16 protein-coding genes are annotated in these 17,205 nt (G+C 58.1%); 2 read left to right on the top strand and 14 right to left on the bottom strand.

What is annotated here, in order from left to right; genetic code table 11:
• Positions 1-79 precede the first annotated feature (79 nt).
• The 3 genes from nadR to serB are packed head-to-tail and all read right to left on the bottom strand — an operon-like array spanning position 80 to position 3,697.
• Positions 80-1,312 (bottom strand): multifunctional transcriptional regulator/nicotinamide-nucleotide adenylyltransferase/ribosylnicotinamide kinase NadR, encoded by a 1,233-nt coding sequence (nadR, locus tag ACLEXF_RS18915; protein WP_004886547.1) that lies wholly within the window; start codon positions 1,310-1,312, stop codon positions 80-82.
• Between the two features lie 21 nt (positions 1,313-1,333).
• Positions 1,334-2,716 carry a DNA repair protein RadA gene (radA, locus tag ACLEXF_RS18910; protein WP_002887800.1) on the bottom strand — a complete coding sequence of 461 codons (1,383 nt, stop codon included), beginning with the start codon at positions 2,714-2,716 and terminating at the stop codon, positions 1,334-1,336.
• A gap of 9 nt (positions 2,717-2,725) precedes the next feature.
• Positions 2,726-3,697: a phosphoserine phosphatase gene (serB, locus tag ACLEXF_RS18905; RefSeq protein WP_004886545.1), complete on the bottom strand. Its 972-nt coding sequence runs from the start codon at positions 3,695-3,697 to the stop codon at positions 2,726-2,728.
• Between the two features lie 104 nt (positions 3,698-3,801).
• On the opposite strand from serB, the gene ACLEXF_RS18900 reads away from it, so the two are divergent.
• Both ACLEXF_RS18900 and lplA read left to right on the top strand, forming a co-directional pair.
• On the top strand, positions 3,802-4,449 hold the full coding sequence (locus ACLEXF_RS18900; protein WP_017901229.1) for a YtjB family periplasmic protein: 648 nt from the start codon (positions 3,802-3,804) through the stop codon (positions 4,447-4,449).
• Complete coding sequence (lplA, locus tag ACLEXF_RS18895) at positions 4,449-5,465, top strand: lipoate--protein ligase LplA (protein ID WP_423265805.1); 1,017 nt, start codon at positions 4,449-4,451, stop codon at positions 5,463-5,465. The genes ACLEXF_RS18900 and lplA overlap by 1 nt, the downstream gene beginning before the upstream one ends.
• 89 nt (positions 5,466-5,554) lie before the next feature.
• On the opposite strand, the gene deoD is transcribed toward lplA, so the two are convergent.
• The 11 genes from deoD to yjjG form a co-directional block, all read right to left on the bottom strand.
• Positions 5,555-6,274: a purine-nucleoside phosphorylase gene (deoD, locus tag ACLEXF_RS18890; RefSeq protein ID WP_004886539.1), complete on the bottom strand. Its 720-nt coding sequence runs from the start codon at positions 6,272-6,274 to the stop codon at positions 5,555-5,557.
• Positions 6,275-6,377: 103 nt separating this feature from the next.
• Positions 6,378-7,601 (bottom strand): phosphopentomutase, encoded by a 1,224-nt coding sequence (gene deoB, locus ACLEXF_RS18885; RefSeq protein ID WP_004886536.1) that lies wholly within the window; start codon positions 7,599-7,601, stop codon positions 6,378-6,380.
• 52 nt (positions 7,602-7,653) lie between these two features.
• Positions 7,654-8,976, bottom strand: coding sequence for a thymidine phosphorylase (deoA, locus tag ACLEXF_RS18880; protein ID WP_004886532.1), 1,323 nt, complete (start codon positions 8,974-8,976; stop codon positions 7,654-7,656).
• A gap of 109 nt (positions 8,977-9,085) precedes the next feature.
• The gene (gene deoC, locus ACLEXF_RS18875) at positions 9,086-9,865 is read right to left on the bottom strand and encodes a deoxyribose-phosphate aldolase (protein ID WP_017901231.1); all 780 of its coding nucleotides are present in this window, start codon (positions 9,863-9,865) and stop codon (positions 9,086-9,088) included.
• A gap of 415 nt (positions 9,866-10,280) precedes the next feature.
• Positions 10,281-11,558: a NupC/NupG family nucleoside CNT transporter gene (locus ACLEXF_RS18870; protein ID WP_017901232.1), complete on the bottom strand. Its 1,278-nt coding sequence runs from the start codon at positions 11,556-11,558 to the stop codon at positions 10,281-10,283.
• A 129-nt stretch (positions 11,559-11,687) separates the two neighbouring features.
• Positions 11,688-12,482: a metal-dependent hydrolase gene (locus ACLEXF_RS18865; RefSeq protein WP_017901233.1), complete on the bottom strand. Its 795-nt coding sequence runs from the start codon at positions 12,480-12,482 to the stop codon at positions 11,688-11,690.
• Positions 12,479-13,552: a patatin-like phospholipase family protein gene (locus ACLEXF_RS18860; protein ID WP_004886521.1), complete on the bottom strand. Its 1,074-nt coding sequence runs from the start codon at positions 13,550-13,552 to the stop codon at positions 12,479-12,481. Before ACLEXF_RS18860 ends, ACLEXF_RS18865 begins: the two co-directional genes overlap by 4 nt.
• Before the next feature lie 153 nt (positions 13,553-13,705).
• Complete coding sequence (locus ACLEXF_RS18855; RefSeq protein ID WP_002887716.1) at positions 13,706-13,867, bottom strand: DUF1328 domain-containing protein; 162 nt, start codon at positions 13,865-13,867, stop codon at positions 13,706-13,708.
• A gap of 129 nt (positions 13,868-13,996) precedes the next feature.
• A complete protein-coding gene (gene osmY / locus ACLEXF_RS18850; RefSeq protein WP_017901234.1) occupies positions 13,997-14,617 on the bottom strand; it encodes a molecular chaperone OsmY in 621 nt (206 codons plus the stop codon).
• A 219-nt stretch (positions 14,618-14,836) separates the two neighbouring features.
• A complete protein-coding gene (gene prfC, locus ACLEXF_RS18845) occupies positions 14,837-16,426 on the bottom strand; it encodes a peptide chain release factor 3 (RefSeq protein ID WP_004886513.1) in 1,590 nt (529 codons plus the stop codon).
• Positions 16,427-16,516: 90 nt separating this feature from the next.
• Complete coding sequence (yjjG, locus tag ACLEXF_RS18840) at positions 16,517-17,194, bottom strand: pyrimidine 5'-nucleotidase (protein WP_004886511.1); 678 nt, start codon at positions 17,192-17,194, stop codon at positions 16,517-16,519.
• Between the last annotated feature and the right edge of the window lie 11 nt (positions 17,195-17,205).

Here is a 17,205-nt window from a genome sequence, read left to right as displayed (position 1 = left end):
ACGCAAGTTGCCTTTTTTAGGGTTTGCTCCCTCTCCCACCGGGAGAGGGCCGGGGTGAGGGCAACAGCCCGCAGAGGATCTACCCCTGCTCCCCCATCAGCTGCTTCACCAGCTCGACGCAGCGCAGGAAGCGCGTATCGTAGTCCGACTCCTTCACATGGACGAACTCGATCTCGTTCTCTTTCAGCAGCGACACCAGCAGCGACTGAAACTCTTTACGATCCACCGAACTCCCAAGACTGCGTAACCCATCAGCCACCCACGGGGTGTTGTTCTCCAGCAGGATCACCAGGTCAAAGCGGTATTCATCAATCAGCGCCTGCACGAACGGGTGCTCACGCCCCTCGTACTTCAGACAGAACGCCTGAGTGCTGACGAAGTCGGTATCGATAAATGCCACCTTGTTGGCATATTTCACTGCGAAATCAATATACTGGGCATGCCCGAGGGCAATTTTATCGTAATCAGAATACTGGAGCGCCATCTCATCGCCGCCGAGATGCGAAAAGACATAATCCCGGCCATATTCCCAGGCGCTGGTAGTATTGAAGATATTGGCGAGCTTATTGACCAGCGTTGATTTACCGCTCGACTCGCCGCCGAGGATCGCCACCGTCCGCACAAAGAACGGTTTCACTTCCGTCGGAATATATTCCCAGTAGCGGAACGGGTTCTCGCGGATCTGGCCGCCGCTAATATTCATAAAGGTCCGCTTAGGATCGATAAGCACCGTCTCGATCCCCAGATGCTCAAGGTACTGCGGCGCATCGGCCTCTTCCGAGGTATAGATCCGGTTCGGCTCGATCCCTTTTTCGCTCATAAAAGCGCGGATCCCATGACTCCACACATCCCAGCCGTGCGGATAGGGCTCCATCCCCTCTTCATTGAACGCATGGATGCGAATATTCTTCTGATATTTAAAGGTCTGTAGCAGCCAGCGCAGGCGGTCAGGCACCGTTGGCTGCTGCGACATGGCGCTCTCTTCAAACAGCTCGCGGTCGCGAGTATCGTCGTAGCCCATGATGATATGCAGCTCATCGACCTGGCTACAGGCGCGTTGAATCAAATAGATGTGCCCGGTATGCAGCGGGTAAAACTTACCAAACACCACGCCGACGCTTTTCTGTCGGCGGGGAAACTCCAGCCCGAGGAAGCGATGCAGCGCTTCAAGCTTCTGCGCGCTCGGGCTTTTGATTTTGGCGTTCAACAGCTGGCTGAGATACCCCTTGGTCATCCCGCTGGCTTCCGCCACCTGCTGCAGGGTACAGCCTTTCTGCTTTATGGCGCTTTTTAAATAGTCAAATGACGACATCGCTAATCTCCTTTTAACTTATTATAAGTCGTCAAAAACGCTTAGCGCGTCTGAAAGCTTTTTCACACCAAAGATTTGCATGCCTTCCGGCACTTTTTTCGGCACATTGGCCGCCGGGACGATGGCGCGGCGGAAGCCATGCTTCGCTGCTTCGGAGATACGCTCCTGACCGCTCGGCACCGGGCGAATTTCGCCGGCCAGCCCCACTTCGCCAAAGACCACCAGGTCCTGAGGCAGCGGGCGATCGCGCAGGCTGGAGACCATCGCCAGCAGTAGCGCCAGATCGGCGCTGGTTTCCGTGACCTTCACCCCGCCGACCACGTTGACGAAAACGTCCTGATCGGCCATCTGCAGGCCGCCGTGGCGATGCAGCACCGCCAGCAGGATCGCCAGACGGTTCTGTTCCAGCCCCACCGCCACGCGGCGCGGGTTGGACATCATCGAGTGATCCACCAGCGCCTGGATCTCCACCAGCAGCGGGCGGGTCCCTTCCCAGACCACCATCACCGAGCTGCCGGAGGTGATTTCATCTCCCCGGCTGAGGAAGATAGCGGACGGGTTGCTCACTTCGCGCAGCCCCTGCTCGGTCATGGCGAAAACGCCCAGCTCATTCACCGCGCCAAAGCGGTTTTTGTGGCTGCGCAGAGTGCGGAAGCGGGAGTCGGCATCGCCGTCCAGCAGCACCGAGCAGTCAATACAGTGCTCCAGCACCTTCGGGCCGGCCAGCGAACCGTCTTTGGTGACGTGGCCGACCATAACGATCGCCACGCCGCGAGTTTTGGCAAAGCGCGTCAGATAGGCCGCCGTTTCACGTACCTGGGCGACGCTGCCCGGCGACGACTGAACGTCGGCCATATGCATCACCTGGATTGAGTCGATCACCATCAGCTGCGGTTTTTCTTCATCGGCAATCTGACAGATCTGCTCAATGCTGGTTTCCGAGAGCATGTTCAGGTTCGCCGTCGGCAGCCCAAGGCGATGGGCGCGCATCGCCACCTGCTGAAGGGACTCCTCCCCGGTGACGTACAGCGTTTTCATCCCTTCCGCCAGCTTGCACAAAGTCTGCAGCAGCAGGGTCGATTTCCCCGCGCCGGGGTTGCCGCCAATCAGGATCGCGCTGCCCGGCACCACGCCGCCGCCGAGTACGCGATCGAACTCTTTAAACCCGGTGGAGAAACGCGGCAGCGCTTCCAGGCTGATGTCTGACAGCTTCTGCACCTTCGAGACGCCGGCGTTACCGGCGTAGCCTGACAAACGCTCGTTTCTCGCCACCTGCGGCGACGCGGCGATGCGCATCTCGGTGATGGTATTCCAGGCATGGCAGGCGCTGCATTGCCCCTGCCACCGCGGATAATCCGCACCACATTCATTACAGACAAATGCGCGTTTTGGAGCTTTCGCCACGTTTACCTCTTACTTTTGGTTCATGCTGCCCGAGAGAATACAGAATACCCCCATCAGGTCAGCGTGGCGGATAGTCACTTCCGCCTGTTCATTCACTTTAGGCTTCGCATGATACGCGATGCCAAGCCCGGCAGCTTTAATCATCGGCAGGTCGTTGGCGCCATCGCCGATGGCCACGGTCTGCGCCGTTGGGATCTCATACTTTTCCGCCAGCTTGCGCAGCGTATTGGCTTTGTATTTGGCATCGACGATATCGCCGAGTACGTTGCCGGTAAGCTTACCGTCGCGGATCTCCAGTTCGTTGGCGAACACCGCGTCGAGATGCAGTTTGTCGCGCAGATACTCCGCAAAGAAGGTAAAGCCGCCGGAGGCGATCGCCACCTTCCAGCCCAGCGTTTCCAGCTTGAGCACCAGCTGCGCCAGGCCAGGCATCAGCGGTAGCGCGTCGCGAACCTGCAGCAGAATGTTGGCATCGGCGTCTTTTAGCGTCGCCACGCGCTGGCGCAGGCTGGCGGTGAAGTCCAGCTCGCCACGCATCGCCCGCTCGGTCACTTCCGACACCAGCTCGCCGGTGCCGGCCAGTTTCGCGATCTCATCGATGCATTCAATTTGGATCGCCGTGGAGTCCATATCCATCACCAGCAGCCCTGGGGTGCGCAGATGGGGGATTTTACCCAATGGCGCGACGTCCAGCCCCGCCTCATGCGCCAGTCGCGTCGCACGCGGGGTAAGCGAGCCCGCCAGGCGGATCACCTGGTAATCCTCGACCACCCAGGAGGCGACGATCACTAACGCGGCGCCCAGCTCGCGCTGCCACGCCGTCAGACGGCGTTTATCCAGCCCACGTCCGTACAGCAGCCAACCGCTGCGCCCGGCGTGATAATCCAGCGGCATGACCTCGTCACCGCTCAGGGAAAGCGGCAACCCAGGCCACAGGGAAACGTCTTCAGGCAGGTCGCACCAGGTCAAACTGTTAGGCATTACGGCTCCACATCTCTTCATTCAGGCGAGGAAAATAACGCATGAGGCTACCTTGTAACCAGCGCTTCTGGCAACATTAAGCTGCAAATTTTCAAAGGTGGAATATGGTTCGCGCAAAACTGAAATTCCGGCTGCATCGTGCGGTCATTGTCCTTATCTGTCTCGCCCTGCTCGTCGCGCTGATGCAGGGCGCCTCGTGGTTCAGTCAGAACAGTCAGAAACAACGCAATCCGCAGCTGGAAGAGCTGGCCCGCACGCTGGCGCAGCAGGTGGTGCTGAATCTCGCGCCGCTGATGCGCAGCGAGACGCCGGACGAGAAGCGCATCCATCAGCTGTTGACGCAGCTCACCCACAACAGCCGCGTACTTGACGCCGGGGTATATGACGAACAGGGCGACCTGGTGGCGCGCTCTGGCGAAAGCGTCGAGGTTCGCGACCGGCTGGCGCTGGATGGTAAGAAAGCCGGCGGCTACTTCAACCAGCAGATTGTCGAACCGGTGCCGGGAAAAAATGGCCCGCTGGGCTATCTGCGCCTGACCCTCGATACCCATACTCTGGCGACCGAGGCGAAGCAGGTGGATAATACCACCAATATCTTACGCCTGATGCTGTTGCTGTCCCTGGCCATCGGCGTGGTACTGACCCGCACGCTGCTGCAGGGCAAACGCACCCGCTGGCAGCAATCGCCCTTCCTGCTCACCGCCAACAAGCCGGTTGAGGATGAAGACGATGAAAAGAAAGGAAATCTATAATGTCCACACTGCGCCTCCTGCTTTCTGACTCTTACGACCCGTGGTTCAACCTGGCGGTCGAGGAGTGCATTTTCCGCCAGATGCCCGCCACCCAGCGGGTGCTGTTCCTGTGGCGCAATGCCGATACCGTGGTCATCGGCCGCGCGCAGAACCCGTGGAAGGAGTGTAATACCCGCCGAATGGAAGAAGATCATGTGCGGCTGGCCCGTCGCAGCAGCGGCGGCGGCGCGGTGTTCCACGACCTCGGCAATACCTGCTTTACCTTTATGGCTGGCAAACCGGAGTACGACAAAACCGTCTCCACCGCTATTGTGCTGGCGGCGCTCAATTCACTCGGCGTAACCGCCGAAGCCTCCGGGCGCAACGATCTGGTGGTCAAAACCGACAGCGGCGACCGCAAAGTCTCCGGCTCCGCCTATCGTGAAACCATGGACCGCGGTTTTCACCACGGCACCCTGCTGCTCAACGCCGATTTAAGCCGTCTTGCCAACTACCTCAACCCGGACCAGAAAAAGCTGCAGGCTAAAGGCATTACCTCGGTGCACGGGCGAGTGGCGAATCTGGTTGAGCTACTGCCGGGCATTACCCATCAGCAAGTTTGCGAGGCGATCCAGGAGGCGTTCTTCAGCCATTACGGCGAACGGGTAGACGCCGAGGTGATCTCCCCGGACAACACGCCGGACCTGCCGAACTTTGCCGACACTTTCGCTCGCCAGAGCAGCTGGGAGTGGAACTTCGGCCAGGCGCCCGCCTTTTCCCACCTGCTGGACGAGCGCTTCCCCTGGGGCGGCGTCGAGCTGCATTTTGACGTTGAGAAAGGACATATCACCCGCGCGCAGGCCTTTACCGATAGCCTGAATCCGGCGCCGCTGGAGGCGCTGGCGGCACGCTTAGTCGGCTGTCAGTATCGGGCTGAGGTTTTGCAGCAGCAGTGTGAGGCGCTGGTCGGCGATTTCCCGGAGCAAGAAGCGGAACTGAAAGAGCTGTCGGCATGGATTGCCGGCGCAGTGCGCTGATAAAAAAAGCCGGATGGCGGCTACGCCTTATCCGGCCTACAGATTTGACTCAAGCCCGGTAAACAAAGCGCTACCGGGCTATACCACGCTTACTCCTGGTCGCCCAGCAGTACCGATTCCAGCGCGATTTTAATCATGTCGTTGAACGTGGTCTGACGCTCCGCGGCAGTGGTCTGCTCGTGGGTACGAATATGGTCAGACACGGTGCAGATGGTCAGCGCTTTCGCCCCGAACTCCGCCGCCACGCCGTAGATACCCGCCGCTTCCATTTCCACGCCCAGGATGCCGTATTTTTCCATCACGTCGAACATGGACGGGTCCGGGGTATAGAACAGGTCTGCGGAGAAGATGTTGCCGACGCGCGCGTCAACGCCCAACGCTTTCGCCGCGTCTACCGCGTTACGCACCATGCCGAAATCGGCAATCGCCGCGAAGTCATGGTCTTTAAAACGCAGACGGTTCACTTTGGAGTCGGTGCAAGCGCCCATGCCGATCACCACGTCGCGCAGTTTGACGTCTTCGCGCACTGCGCCGCAGGAGCCAACGCGGATGATTTTCTTAACGCCGAAATCGGTGATCAGCTCTTTGGTGTAGATAGAGCAGGACGGGATACCCATCCCGTGGCCCATTACGGAGATTTTGCGGCCTTTATAGGTGCCGGTGAAGCCCAGCATGCCGCGCACGTTATTCACTTCACGCACGTCTTCGAGGAAGGTTTCGGCAATGTGCTTGGCGCGCAGCGGGTCGCCCGGCATCAAAACTACGTCAGCGAAATCGCCCATTTCTGCGTTAATGTGAGGAGTTGCCATCTTCAGTTCCTTTTATATTGTTGTTTTTGCCGGGTGGCGGCTACGCCTTACCCGGCCTACAAAATAGTAGGCCCGGATCGCTGTGCGCCACCGGGCAATGACCTCAGAACATGGCTTTGCCATATTCCATGTCAGACGTACCAAAGTATTTCGCGATAGTCTGGCCGATATCCGCGAAGGTTTCACGGTGACCGAGCGAACCTGGTTTCACTTTCGGGCCGTACACCAGCACCGGAATATGCTCGCGGGTGTGGTCGGTACCGGTCCAGGTCGGGTCGCAGCCGTGGTCGGCGGTGAGGATCAGAATGTCGTCTTCCCCTACCAGCTCCATCAGCTCCGGCAGACGACGGTCGAACAGTTCCAGACCCGCCGCGTAGCCGGCGACATCGCGACGGTGGCCCCAGGAGGAGTCAAAGTCGACGAAGTTGGTGAAGACGATAGTCTCGTCGCCAGCTTCCTTCATCTCTTTAATGGTTGCGTCGAACAGCGCGTCCAGCCCGGTGGCTTTCACTTTTTTGGTGATGCCGCAGTTGGCGTAGATATCCGCTATCTTACCGACAGACACCACGTGGCCGTTCTTCTCGTCAACCAGCTTCTGCAGCACGGTCGGCGCCGGCGGTTCGACCGCCAGATCGTGACGGTTGCCAGTACGCTGGAAGTTGCCGGCTTTATCGCCGATAAACGGACGGGCGATGACGCGGCCAATGTTGTAGCCGCCTTCGGTCAGCTCTTCACGAGCGATTTCGCACAGCTCATACAGTTTGTCGAGGCCAAAGGTCTCTTCATGACAGGCGATCTGGAATACGGAGTCAGCGGAGGTATAGAAAATCGGTTTCCCGGTTTTCATATGCTCTTCGCCGAGCTGATCGAGGATCACCGTCCCCGAAGAGTGGCAATTGCCGAGGTAGCCCGGCAGGTTGGCGCGTTTCACCAGCTTATCCAGCAGCTCCTGCGGGAAGCTGTTTTCGTGATCGCTGAAGTAGCCCCAGTCAAACAGTACCGGCACGCCAGCGATTTCCCAGTGGCCGGACGGCGTATCTTTACCAGAAGAGAGTTCATGCGCCCAGGCATAGGCGCCAATCACTTCGGCATTGCCATCCATTCCGGCGGCAATTTTACCGGTGGAGCCTTCATGCGCTTTCACCAGCCCCAGACGGGTCAGGTTCGGTAAATTCAGCGGGCCTTTGCGGCCGTGGTCAGCTTCGCCTTTGGCGCAGGCTTCCGCAATGTGGCCCAGCGTATCGGCGCCGACGTCGCCAAAGCGGTCTGCGTCTTCCGTTGCGCCAATCCCAAAGGAGTCCAGCACCATGATAAATGCACGTTTCATCTTGTTCTCCATACATCTTGCGCTGCAAAAAAGCGATCAGATCAGTATATCGCTATTCAGTGATACGGCGATAGACTGTCGGTGTAATTTCCGGAGCTTTATCGTCCAGTTTAATGGCCGCTTTGACCGCTTTCGCGGCCTCCTGCCAGCTGTTCTCGTCTTTGGCATGGATCACCGCCAGCGGACGCTGTCCGTCCACGCGGTCACCCAGACGCGCCATCTCGGTAAAGCCAACGCTATAGTCAATGGTGTCTGATGCCTGACGGCGGCCGCCGCCCATAGAAACCACTGCCATGCCCAGCGCGCGAGTGTCCATCGCGCTGATAAAACCTTCGGTATCAGCATAGACTGCTTTGCTCAGCATCGCCGTCGGCAGATAATGATCATAATTCTCGACAAAGTCGCTCGGTCCTTTCTGCGCCGCGACCATGCGACCAAAGACTTCCGCTGCTTTACCGTTATCCAGCACCGCCTGCAGTTTCGCCCGGGCTTCGGCGTCATCTTTCGCCAGATTGCCGGAAATCAGCATCTCCACACACAGCGCCATCGTCACGTCGAACAGGCGTGGGTTGCGGTATTCGCCGGTCAGGAACTGAACCGCTTCGCGAACTTCAACGGCGTTCCCGGCGCTGGAGGCCAGCACCTGGTTCATATCGGTCAGCAGCGCGGTGGTGCGCACGCCGGCGCCGTTGGCGACCCCGACGATCGCTTCCGCCAGCGCGGCGGAAAGCTCATAAGTCGGCATAAACGCGCCGCTGCCGACTTTAACGTCCATCACCAGCGCATCCAGCCCTTCCGCCAGCTTTTTGGCTAGGATCGAGGCGGTGATCAGCGGGATGGAGTCCACCGTCGCGGTAATATCGCGGGTGGCATAGAAACGTTTGTCCGCCGGAGCGAGGGAGCTGGTCTGCCCGATAATCGCCACGCCGACGTCTTTAATAATCTCGCGGAAGCGGTTGTCGTCCGGGAAGATATCGAAGCCCGGGATCGCTTCCAGTTTATCCAGGGTACCGCCGGTATGGCCGAGGCCGCGGCCGGAAATCATCGGCACATAGCCGCCGCAGGCGGCCACCATCGGCCCCAGCATCAGCGAAGTGACATCCCCGACGCCGCCGGTGGAGTGTTTATCGACGATGGGGCCGTTAAGGTTGAGGCTTTTCCAGTCCAGAACGGTACCGGAATCCCGCATCGCCATGGTCAGCGAAACGCGCTCCGGCATAGACATATCATGGAAGAAGATGGTCATCGCCAGCGCGGCGATCTGCCCTTCTGAGATAGTATTGTCGCGGATGCCGTTGATGAAAAAGCGGATCTCTTCATCGCTTAATGCCTGACCATCACGTTTTTTACGAATAATTTCTTGTGCGAGAAACACGGTAACCCCCATGAGGAATCGGGTGAATGGTGGCGGGTGGCGCTACGCTTACCCGCCCTACGATCCTGTAGGCCGGATAAGTGAAGCCTCATCCGGCAATGTCTGACAATCAGTAGCTGCTGGTGCTCTTGCCGTCGCCGTGACCCAGGGCTTTCAACAGGCTGGCCAGCAGGCTGGAGGCGCCAAAGCGGTAGTGACGAGCATCGGCCCAGTCGGCGCCAAACAGCTCATCGGCGATCGCCAGGAACTGCTGCGCATCTTCCGCGCTGCGCACGCCGCCCGCCGGTTTGAAGCCAACGGTTTTCTCAACGCCCATATCACGAATGACTTCCATCATGATGCGCGCGCTTTCTGGCGTGGCATTCACCGGCACTTTACCGGTCGAGGTTTTGATGAAATCGGCCCCGGCTTTGATAGAGATTTCAGACGCTTTACGGATCAGCGCTTCTTCTTTCAGCTCACCGGTTTCGATGATCACTTTCAGCAGCACGTTGGCCGCCGCGCAGGCCTCTTTACAGGCTTTCACCAGCTCGAAGCCGACCTGTTCGTTACCGGCAATCAGCGCGCGGTACGGGAAAACCACGTCCACTTCATCAGCACCGTAAGCGATCGCCGCGCGGGTTTCCGCCAGAGCAATGTCGATATCGTCATTACCGTGCGGGAAGTTGGTGACCGTGGCGATGCGGATATCCGGCGTTCCCTGCTCGTTCAGCGTCTTACGGGCAATCGGGATGAAGCGCGGATAGATACAGACCGCCGCGGTGTTACCCACCGGGGTTTTCGCCTGATGACACAGGGCAATCACCTTCTCATTGGTGTCGTCGTCGTTCAGGGTGGTCAGGTCCATCAGTTTTAACGCGCGCAGGCTGCTTGCTTTTAAATCAGTCATTTCATACTCCGCCGGCGCAGTGCCGGTTCAATAGTTTGTTCACCTTGCGAGTCTGTTACTATTGTAACATTCACTCGCTGTTACACTTCGACATTCATCACAGTTAATGAAAACTACTTACTAATTTGCATTACTGTAATGTGATTTTAATCACGAAAAATCGGTGCATACCGCGACAATTATCATCACGCCCCTCTTAAGCATAATCAAAACTCTGCAACCAATGGGGATGTGACAATTCTAACACATAATAACAGCGCCACTCGACAACGTGGCGCACATTTTGTCCGCACTGCCGGTGATAAAATGATTATCATTTGAAATGTAAATGGTTTTTCTGAAAACCAGAAATGATGGAATTTTCACAAACTCAATAAAACCAGCGACGCGACGGCCGCTGGTTCAGGTAACAGGTTTAGAGGGCGAGGAAAACCCCGGCGATGGTGGCGCTCATCAGGTTAGACAGCGTCCCCGCCGCCACCGCACGCAGCCCAAGCTGGGCGATATCCTGACGCCGGTTGGGTGCCATCCCCCCGAGGCCGCCAATCAGGATGGCGATCGATGACAGATTGGCGAATCCGCATAGCGCGAAAGAGATAATGGCTTTGGTGTGATCTGAAATGACCTGCAGCCCGGCCGCCGCCACCTCAGCGTCCGCCTTCAGATACTCGCCAAAGTTCATATAGGCCACGAACTCGTTAATGATCAGCTTCTGGCCGATAAACGACCCCGCTACCGTCGCTTCGTGCCACGGCACGCCGATCACCCACGCCAGCGGTGAGAAGACCCAGCCGAGGATCATCTGCAGCGACAGCTCCGGATGGTTAAACCAGCCGCCGACGCCGGACAGAATGCCGTTCAGCAGAGCGATCAGCGCAATAAACGCCAGCAGCATTGCGCCGACGTTGAGCGCCAGCTGCATACCAGACGCGGCGCCGGAGGCGGCGGCGTCCAGCACGTTGGCCGGTTTATCCGCATCCGCGCTCTGGCGGTCATGAGCTGGGTTATCGTCCGGTTTCTCCGTTTCCGGTACGATAATTTTGGCAAACAGCAGTCCACCCGGCGCCGCCATAAACGACGCGGCAATCAGGTACTCCAGCGGAACGCCCATCTGCGCATAGCCCGCCAGCACGGAACCCGCCACCGAGGCCAGGCCGCCGCACATGACCGCAAACAGCTCCGAGCGGGTCATGGTGGCGATATAAGGACGCACCACCAGCGGCGCTTCGGTCTGACCAACGAAGATGTTCGCCGTGGCCGACAGCGACTCGGTACGCGAGGTCTTCAGAACCGCCCGCAGCGCGCCGCCGAGAATGCGAATGACCAGCTGCATAATGCCCAGGTAGTAAAGCACGGCAATCAGCGACGAGAAGAAAACGATCACCGGCAGCACGCGCAGGGCAAAGACGAAGCCGCCGCCGCCAAATACCTCGAACATTTTATCGGAAACCAGCCCGCCGAAGATGAAACTAATCCCTTCATTGCCGTAGGCAATAACGCTGGCGACGCCGTTCGACATCGCTAACAGCGCCGAGCGCCCGGCCGGTACATACAATATTAACGCGCCGATACCCACCTGGATTATCCAGGCGCCGAGCACGGTACGCAGGTTAATGGCTTTTCGATTATTGGAGAGCAGCACAGCAATGGCCAACAGCGCCACCATGCCGATAAGTCCCATGAGGATTTGCATACAGATTCCCTGTGTTTTGATAGTCCAGCACTAACGGCGTGATTATATCGGCCCGAAACTATCCTGCCCGCCTGGCTTCACACATTTTAAGCAAATCAATGATATGGATGGACAATTATGAGAATTCGATCACCATACAGTGGCTGAGGGTAAGGAAAACAAGGCGAGTGTGTTGCGCATTATCCCTTCGGCTATAGCTGCCGGAGGCTCAGGGCGCAGTTCGCACAGGGCCTCAAATACCCGCGCAGCTTGCTCCGGGCGATTGGGCAGTCCCTGAAAGCCATTGAGCGGCATATCCGGGGCATCGGTCTCCAGCAGCAGGGCTGAAAGCGGCAGACGCGCCATCACCTCGCGGGTTTTGCTGGCGCGGGGATAGGTAATGGTGCCGCCAACGCCGATCTTATAGCCAAGCTGCACAAAGCGCTCGGCCTGCTGCAGACTGCCGGCGAAGCCATGTACCACCCCAGTACGCGGCAGGGCATGTTTTTTCAGCAGCATCGCCAGCTTATCGTGGGTGCGTCGGGAGTGGAGAATCACCGGCAGATCGTAACGCTTCGCCAGACGCAGCTGCGCTTCCAGCAGCGCCTGCTGACGATCGAACTGCGGCTCGTCGCGATAGAGATCGAGACCAATCTCCCCCACCGCCACCAGTTTTGGCGGGCGCTGCGCCAGCGACGCCTCCAGTTGCGCCAGCCCCTCATCGGTATGCTGCTCAATGACAATCGGATGCAGGCCCAGCGCGGCATACAGCGCCTCGTGCTGCGCCGCCAGCGCCAGCACGCGGCTAAAACGCTCAGCGGAGATGGCCGGAACGATAATTCGTCCGACGCCGGCCTGCGCCGCACGCGCCAGGCTGGCGACCTCATCTTCCGCGAAGGGGGGAAAATCGAAGTGGCAGTGGGTATCGATAAAACGGTGCGTCACGCCAGATCCTCATGATTAAAGCTTGCGTCATTGGCCTGCGGCGCAGCGATGATGGTCGCCTGCGGCGCTTCATTGGCCACCGGCACCGGCGGCACCACCACCGGCGAGGGCCGGGCAACACGCGGCGCGTGGCGCAACAGCGGCGGCCGGTCAGCCAGCAGTTTACCCACGGTGGCCAGGAAATAACGGCCGCACTGGCGTCCGGTTTTGTAGTCCTCCAGCAGCGCCGGCAGTCGGCTGCCAAGCGCCATGCTGCGCAGCGGCCGCTGGGGATAGATTTCGAAGATCCGCAGCTTACCGGGCGGTTTCTCGATGAACTGCTGGATGGCGCGATAGGTGGTTTCGTGGTGATGCACCAGATTGACCAGCGGCTGCAGGCTGCTCTCCCCCAGCCAGCGCTCCATCCGCTTAAACCACTCCGGGGTATAAAACATCTGCGAGGGGACGGTGCGGATCACCACGATGGTCTGAGCGCCGCGGCGGGCCGCCTCCTGAACCGGGATCGCATCGCTGACGCCGCCGTCAAGGTAGCTGACGCCGTCAAGCAATACGCCGCTGCGATAAAATCCAGGGATGGCGCTGGAGGCGCGGATCAGATCCAGCCAGGTTTGCGGCGTTGGTGAAAAATAGCTGGCGGAGTAATCGTCGCCGCGACAGGCGCACATCCACAGCTCTTTTCCCTGCGCGAACTGCGTTTCAGCATAGTTCATGGCCAGCGGCATCTGCTGCGAGGTGGCCTCGACCAGCCAGTCGAGATCGATAAGGTTGCCGCCGCGCACAAAGCGCATCGGATCGAAAAACTGGCGTGAGGTGGTGTAGCGGGTGATGACTTTGCGGGCATAGCCTTGCTGATTACACATGTAGGCGGAGAGGTTTTGCGCCCCCGCGGAAGTCCCCAGCATCAGGTCAAAGGGGTTAAATCCGGCGCGCATGAATTCGTCCAGAACCCCGGCGGTGAAAATCCCTCGCTGTCCCCCGCCTTCACACACCAGCGCCAGCTTGCCTGGTCGGAAGGGTTTAACCGCCAGCGGGGCGATATTGCCCAGCGTGACGGGAATGCGTTGCCCCACCCTGCTTTCCTGTTCGATTGGTCTTCTCCTGACAAGGTAACGCAATTTGCCCGCCGCTTAAACCGCGAAAGCCAGTCCGCAGGACTGGCTTTGTGTAAGACGACGTGTCAGTAAAAATGCTCAGGCTTCAGCATCGCCCGCATCGCGGGCCACCTAAGGACGTCTGCGTCCAGTAAACAGGCTCACCAGGAACAAGATAATCCCGACGACAAAGACGATTTTCGCGGCGCCAGCGGCAGTACCCGCCAGACCACCGAAGCCCAGGGCCGCAGCAATTAATGCAATGACCAGAAAAATAATTCCCCATCGAAACATACTTTTCTCCTTACCATAATGGACGGTGAACAGCGGTTTGCGCACCCTTTCTGTCTAGCTCATCGCTCAGTGGATGCTGCTATTCGTTCGGCAACCTTGGCCAGACAACACTTTTGTTAATAACTCGATTTACTTCACGCTAAGATCGTTGCGGACGCTTTTCACACCGGAGACCGCTTTCGCAATCTCTGCGGCGCGCTCAGCCTGCGCAGCGGAAGCCACCGTACCGGTCAGATGCACGGCGCCGGCGTTAGTTTCTACTTTCACATTGCGCGAAGGGACAATGTCATCCGCCAGCAGCTTGGCTTTCACTTCGCTGGTAATAGCGGTATCCCCGGCATAGCCTTTCAGCGTCGCCGTCTCGCTCGACGATTTGTGCTGCACCGTCAGTTTGTCGTTAACCTGAGAGACGCCTTCGACCGCTTTTGCCACGCTCAGCGCCTGACTTTTCTGTTCAGCACTGGTGACGTCGCCGCTGAGGGTGACCACTTTGTTTTCCGTTTTCACCGAAATATCGCCGGAGTTAATATCCTTATGGTCGATCAGCGCCGCCTTTACCCGCGCGGTAATGGTGCTGTCGTCCATAAAATCGCCGACTTTATTAATCGAATTGTCTACCGCCTCTCCCGCATTGCTGGCAGCTGACTTCGCACTGTCTACCGTTGTTTTTTCCGTCTCTGCCGAGGCGTTCAACGCGGCTAAGCCTAAGAAGAGCGCCAGCAACATATTGGCATTCTTTAGTCTGGTCATCGTGATGTCCTCGTTTTTTCACCAGCGCTGGCGTCTTATCGCAGTGAATTACGCCAGCATTTTTAAAAACACGAATTAAATATAGTAGACAGGCGAAGGGGTTGCGGAGGATATGGATAAAAAACAGACGAATTAGCGGCGTTTTAAGAACTTTCCAGAAGGAAGGAAGCGCGGGCAGAAGAAGAAAAAAGCGCGGCCTGCGCCGCGCTTCGTCAGGGATTAGTGCTCGCGCGTTTTGCGGAACACCACGTCAGGATAACGCTCCTGCGTCAGGTTCAGGTTGACCATCGTCGGAGCGATGTAGGTCAGGTTATCGCCGCCATCCAGTGCCAGCTGAACTTCGTTTTTGCGCTTGAACTCTTCGAATTTCTTCACGTCAGTGGATTCAACCCAGCGCGCGGTGGCCACGTTGACCGATTCGTAAATCGCTTCCACGTTGTATTCGCTTTTCAGGCGCGCCACGACGACGTCAAACTGCAGCACCCCCACGGCGCCGACGATCAGATCGTTATTGGCGATCGGACGGAAGACCTGCACCGCGCCCTCTTCAGAGAGCTGAACCAGCCCTTTCAGCAGCTGTTTCTGCTTCAGCGGATCCTTCAGGCGAATACGACGGAACAGTTCCGGTGCGAAGTTCGGAATACCGGTGAACTTCATCATCTCGCCCTGGGTGAAGGTATCGCCAATCTGAATGGTGCCGTGGTTATGCAGGCCGATAATATCCCCAGGATAGGCTTCCTCGACGTGTGAACGGTCGCCGGCCATAAAGGTCAGCGCGTCGGAGATCACCACGTCTTTACCGATGCGCACCTGACGCAGCTTCATGCCTTTCTCATATTTACCGGACACCACGCGCATGAAAGCCACGCGGTCGCGGTGTTTCGGGTCCATATTGGCCTGAATTTTAAACACGAAGCCAGTGAACTTCTCTTCCGTGGCGTTGACTTCACGGGTGTCGGTGTTACGCGGCATCGGCGCCGGCGCCCACTCCACCAGGCCATCCAGCATATGGTCAACGCCGAAGTTACCTAATGCGGTCCCGAAGAACACTGGGGTGATTTCCCCGGCCAGGAACAGATCTTTATCGAACTCGTTCGACGCGCCCTGCACCAGCTCCAGCTCGTCACGCAGCTGCTGCGCGAGATCTTCCCCCACCGCCGCGTCAAGATCCGGGTTGTTGAGCCCCTTCACGATGCGCACTTCCTGGATGGTATGGCCTTTACCGGTCTGATACAGGTAGGTTTCATCTTTGTAGAGATGATAGACGCCCTTGAACAACTTACCGCAGCCGATAGGCCAGGTAATCGGCGCGCAGCCAATTTTCAGCTCGTTCTCGACTTCATCCAGCAGCTCCATCGGATCGCGGATATCACGGTCGAGTTTGTTCATAAAAGTGAGGATCGGCGTATCGCGCAGACGGGTGACTTCCATCAGCTTACGGGTCCGATCTTCGACGCCTTTTGCCGCGTCAATCACCATCAGGCAGCAGTCCACCGCCGTCAGGGTACGGTAGGTATCTTCGGAGAAGTCTTCGTGCCCCGGGGTATCCAGCAGGTTCACCAGACAGTCATGATACGGGAACTGCATTACCGAGGTGGTGATCGAGATACCACGCTGCTTTTCCATCTCCATCCAGTCGGATTTCGCGTGCTGGCTGGAGCCACGGCCTTTTACGGTACCGGCGGTCTGAATCGCCTGTCCGAACAGCAGCACCTTTTCGGTGATGGTGGTCTTACCGGCATCCGGGTGAGAGATAATGGCAAAAGTGCGGCGTTTGGCCACCTCTTGCAGATAAGGAGACAACGTCATAATTAATCTTCTAAGTAAACGCGGCCATGGGCCACGCATGTGGAATACGAAAAATTGCGGCTATTTTACCCATCAACGGGGGGGAGGCAATCAGTGTTTACACAGGAGCTGCTCCAGTTCGCTTAACGAGGTCACCGTCCAGTCCGGCTCGAGGTCCGCCGGCAGCTCGCGCTGATGCGCATTGAGCCAGCAGGTCGCCAGTCCGGCGTTCACGCCGCCGCGAATATCCGACTCGGCGGTATCGCCGACCATCAGCACCCGCGAGCGCGGTGGGTTACCCGCCTTCGCCAGCGCGTAATCGAAAATGCGCGCGTCCGGTTTAGCGACGCCCACTTCTTCAGAAATAATTAGCAAATCAAAGTGATCGCGTAAACCGGTCCGCTCCAGACGAGTCTGCTGCAGCGAGGTAAAGCCGTTGGTGATGATGCCCATTTTGACCTTGCCCTGCAGCGCGTTGAGCAGAGAGACCGCACCCGGCAGCGGCGCACAGATTTCCGCCATCGCATTCATAAACGCGTCGTTGAGCTCCCCCGGCGGCACATTCAAACGTTGCGCCCAGTTGTCAAAACGCTGGTGCTGCAGCTGCAGCGAGGTGATGGCGCCGTTTTGGTAATCCACCCATAGCGGCTTATTCACGGCCTGATAGTCCTGAAAATCTTCGGCGGTAAAGGTCACGCTGTAGTCGAGAAACATCCGCTGTAAGCCGCTGAAAGAATCAAACGTAAACAGCGTTTCATCGGCATCAAAGAAAATCCAGTCCCATTTCATCGTATCACCTT

It is taken from the genome of Klebsiella pneumoniae complex sp. WS1778, assembly GCF_049472055.1.
GTDB lineage: Bacteria > Pseudomonadota > Gammaproteobacteria > Enterobacterales > Enterobacteriaceae > Klebsiella > Klebsiella quasipneumoniae.
This window is presented reverse-complemented; position numbering and strand designations above follow the sequence as displayed.

Coding starts and splice junctions, on each gene's coding strand:
- ACLEXF_RS18900 (WP_017901229.1), top strand. CDS start 3,802: ATGGTTCGCGCAAAACTGAAATTCCGGCTGCATCGTGCGGTCATTGTC.
- prfC (WP_004886513.1), bottom strand. CDS start 16,426: ATGACGTTGTCTCCTTATCTGCAAGAGGTGGCCAAACGCCGCACTTTT.
- yjjG (WP_004886511.1), bottom strand. CDS start 17,194: ATGAAATGGGACTGGATTTTCTTTGATGCCGATGAAACGCTGTTTACG.
- lplA (WP_423265805.1), top strand. CDS start 4,449: ATGTCCACACTGCGCCTCCTGCTTTCTGACTCTTACGACCCGTGGTTC.
- deoC (WP_017901231.1), bottom strand. CDS start 9,865: ATGACTGATTTAAAAGCAAGCAGCCTGCGCGCGTTAAAACTGATGGAC.
- osmY (WP_017901234.1), bottom strand. CDS start 14,617: ATGACCAGACTAAAGAATGCCAATATGTTGCTGGCGCTCTTCTTAGGC.
- nadR (WP_004886547.1), bottom strand. CDS start 1,312: ATGTCGTCATTTGACTATTTAAAAAGCGCCATAAAGCAGAAAGGCTGT.
- deoB (WP_004886536.1), bottom strand. CDS start 7,601: ATGAAACGTGCATTTATCATGGTGCTGGACTCCTTTGGGATTGGCGCA.
- deoD (WP_004886539.1), bottom strand. CDS start 6,274: ATGGCAACTCCTCACATTAACGCAGAAATGGGCGATTTCGCTGACGTA.
- serB (WP_004886545.1), bottom strand. CDS start 3,697: ATGCCTAACAGTTTGACCTGGTGCGACCTGCCTGAAGACGTTTCCCTG.
- ACLEXF_RS18870 (WP_017901232.1), bottom strand. CDS start 11,558: ATGCAAATCCTCATGGGACTTATCGGCATGGTGGCGCTGTTGGCCATT.
- ACLEXF_RS18855 (WP_002887716.1), bottom strand. CDS start 13,867: ATGTTTCGATGGGGAATTATTTTTCTGGTCATTGCATTAATTGCTGCG.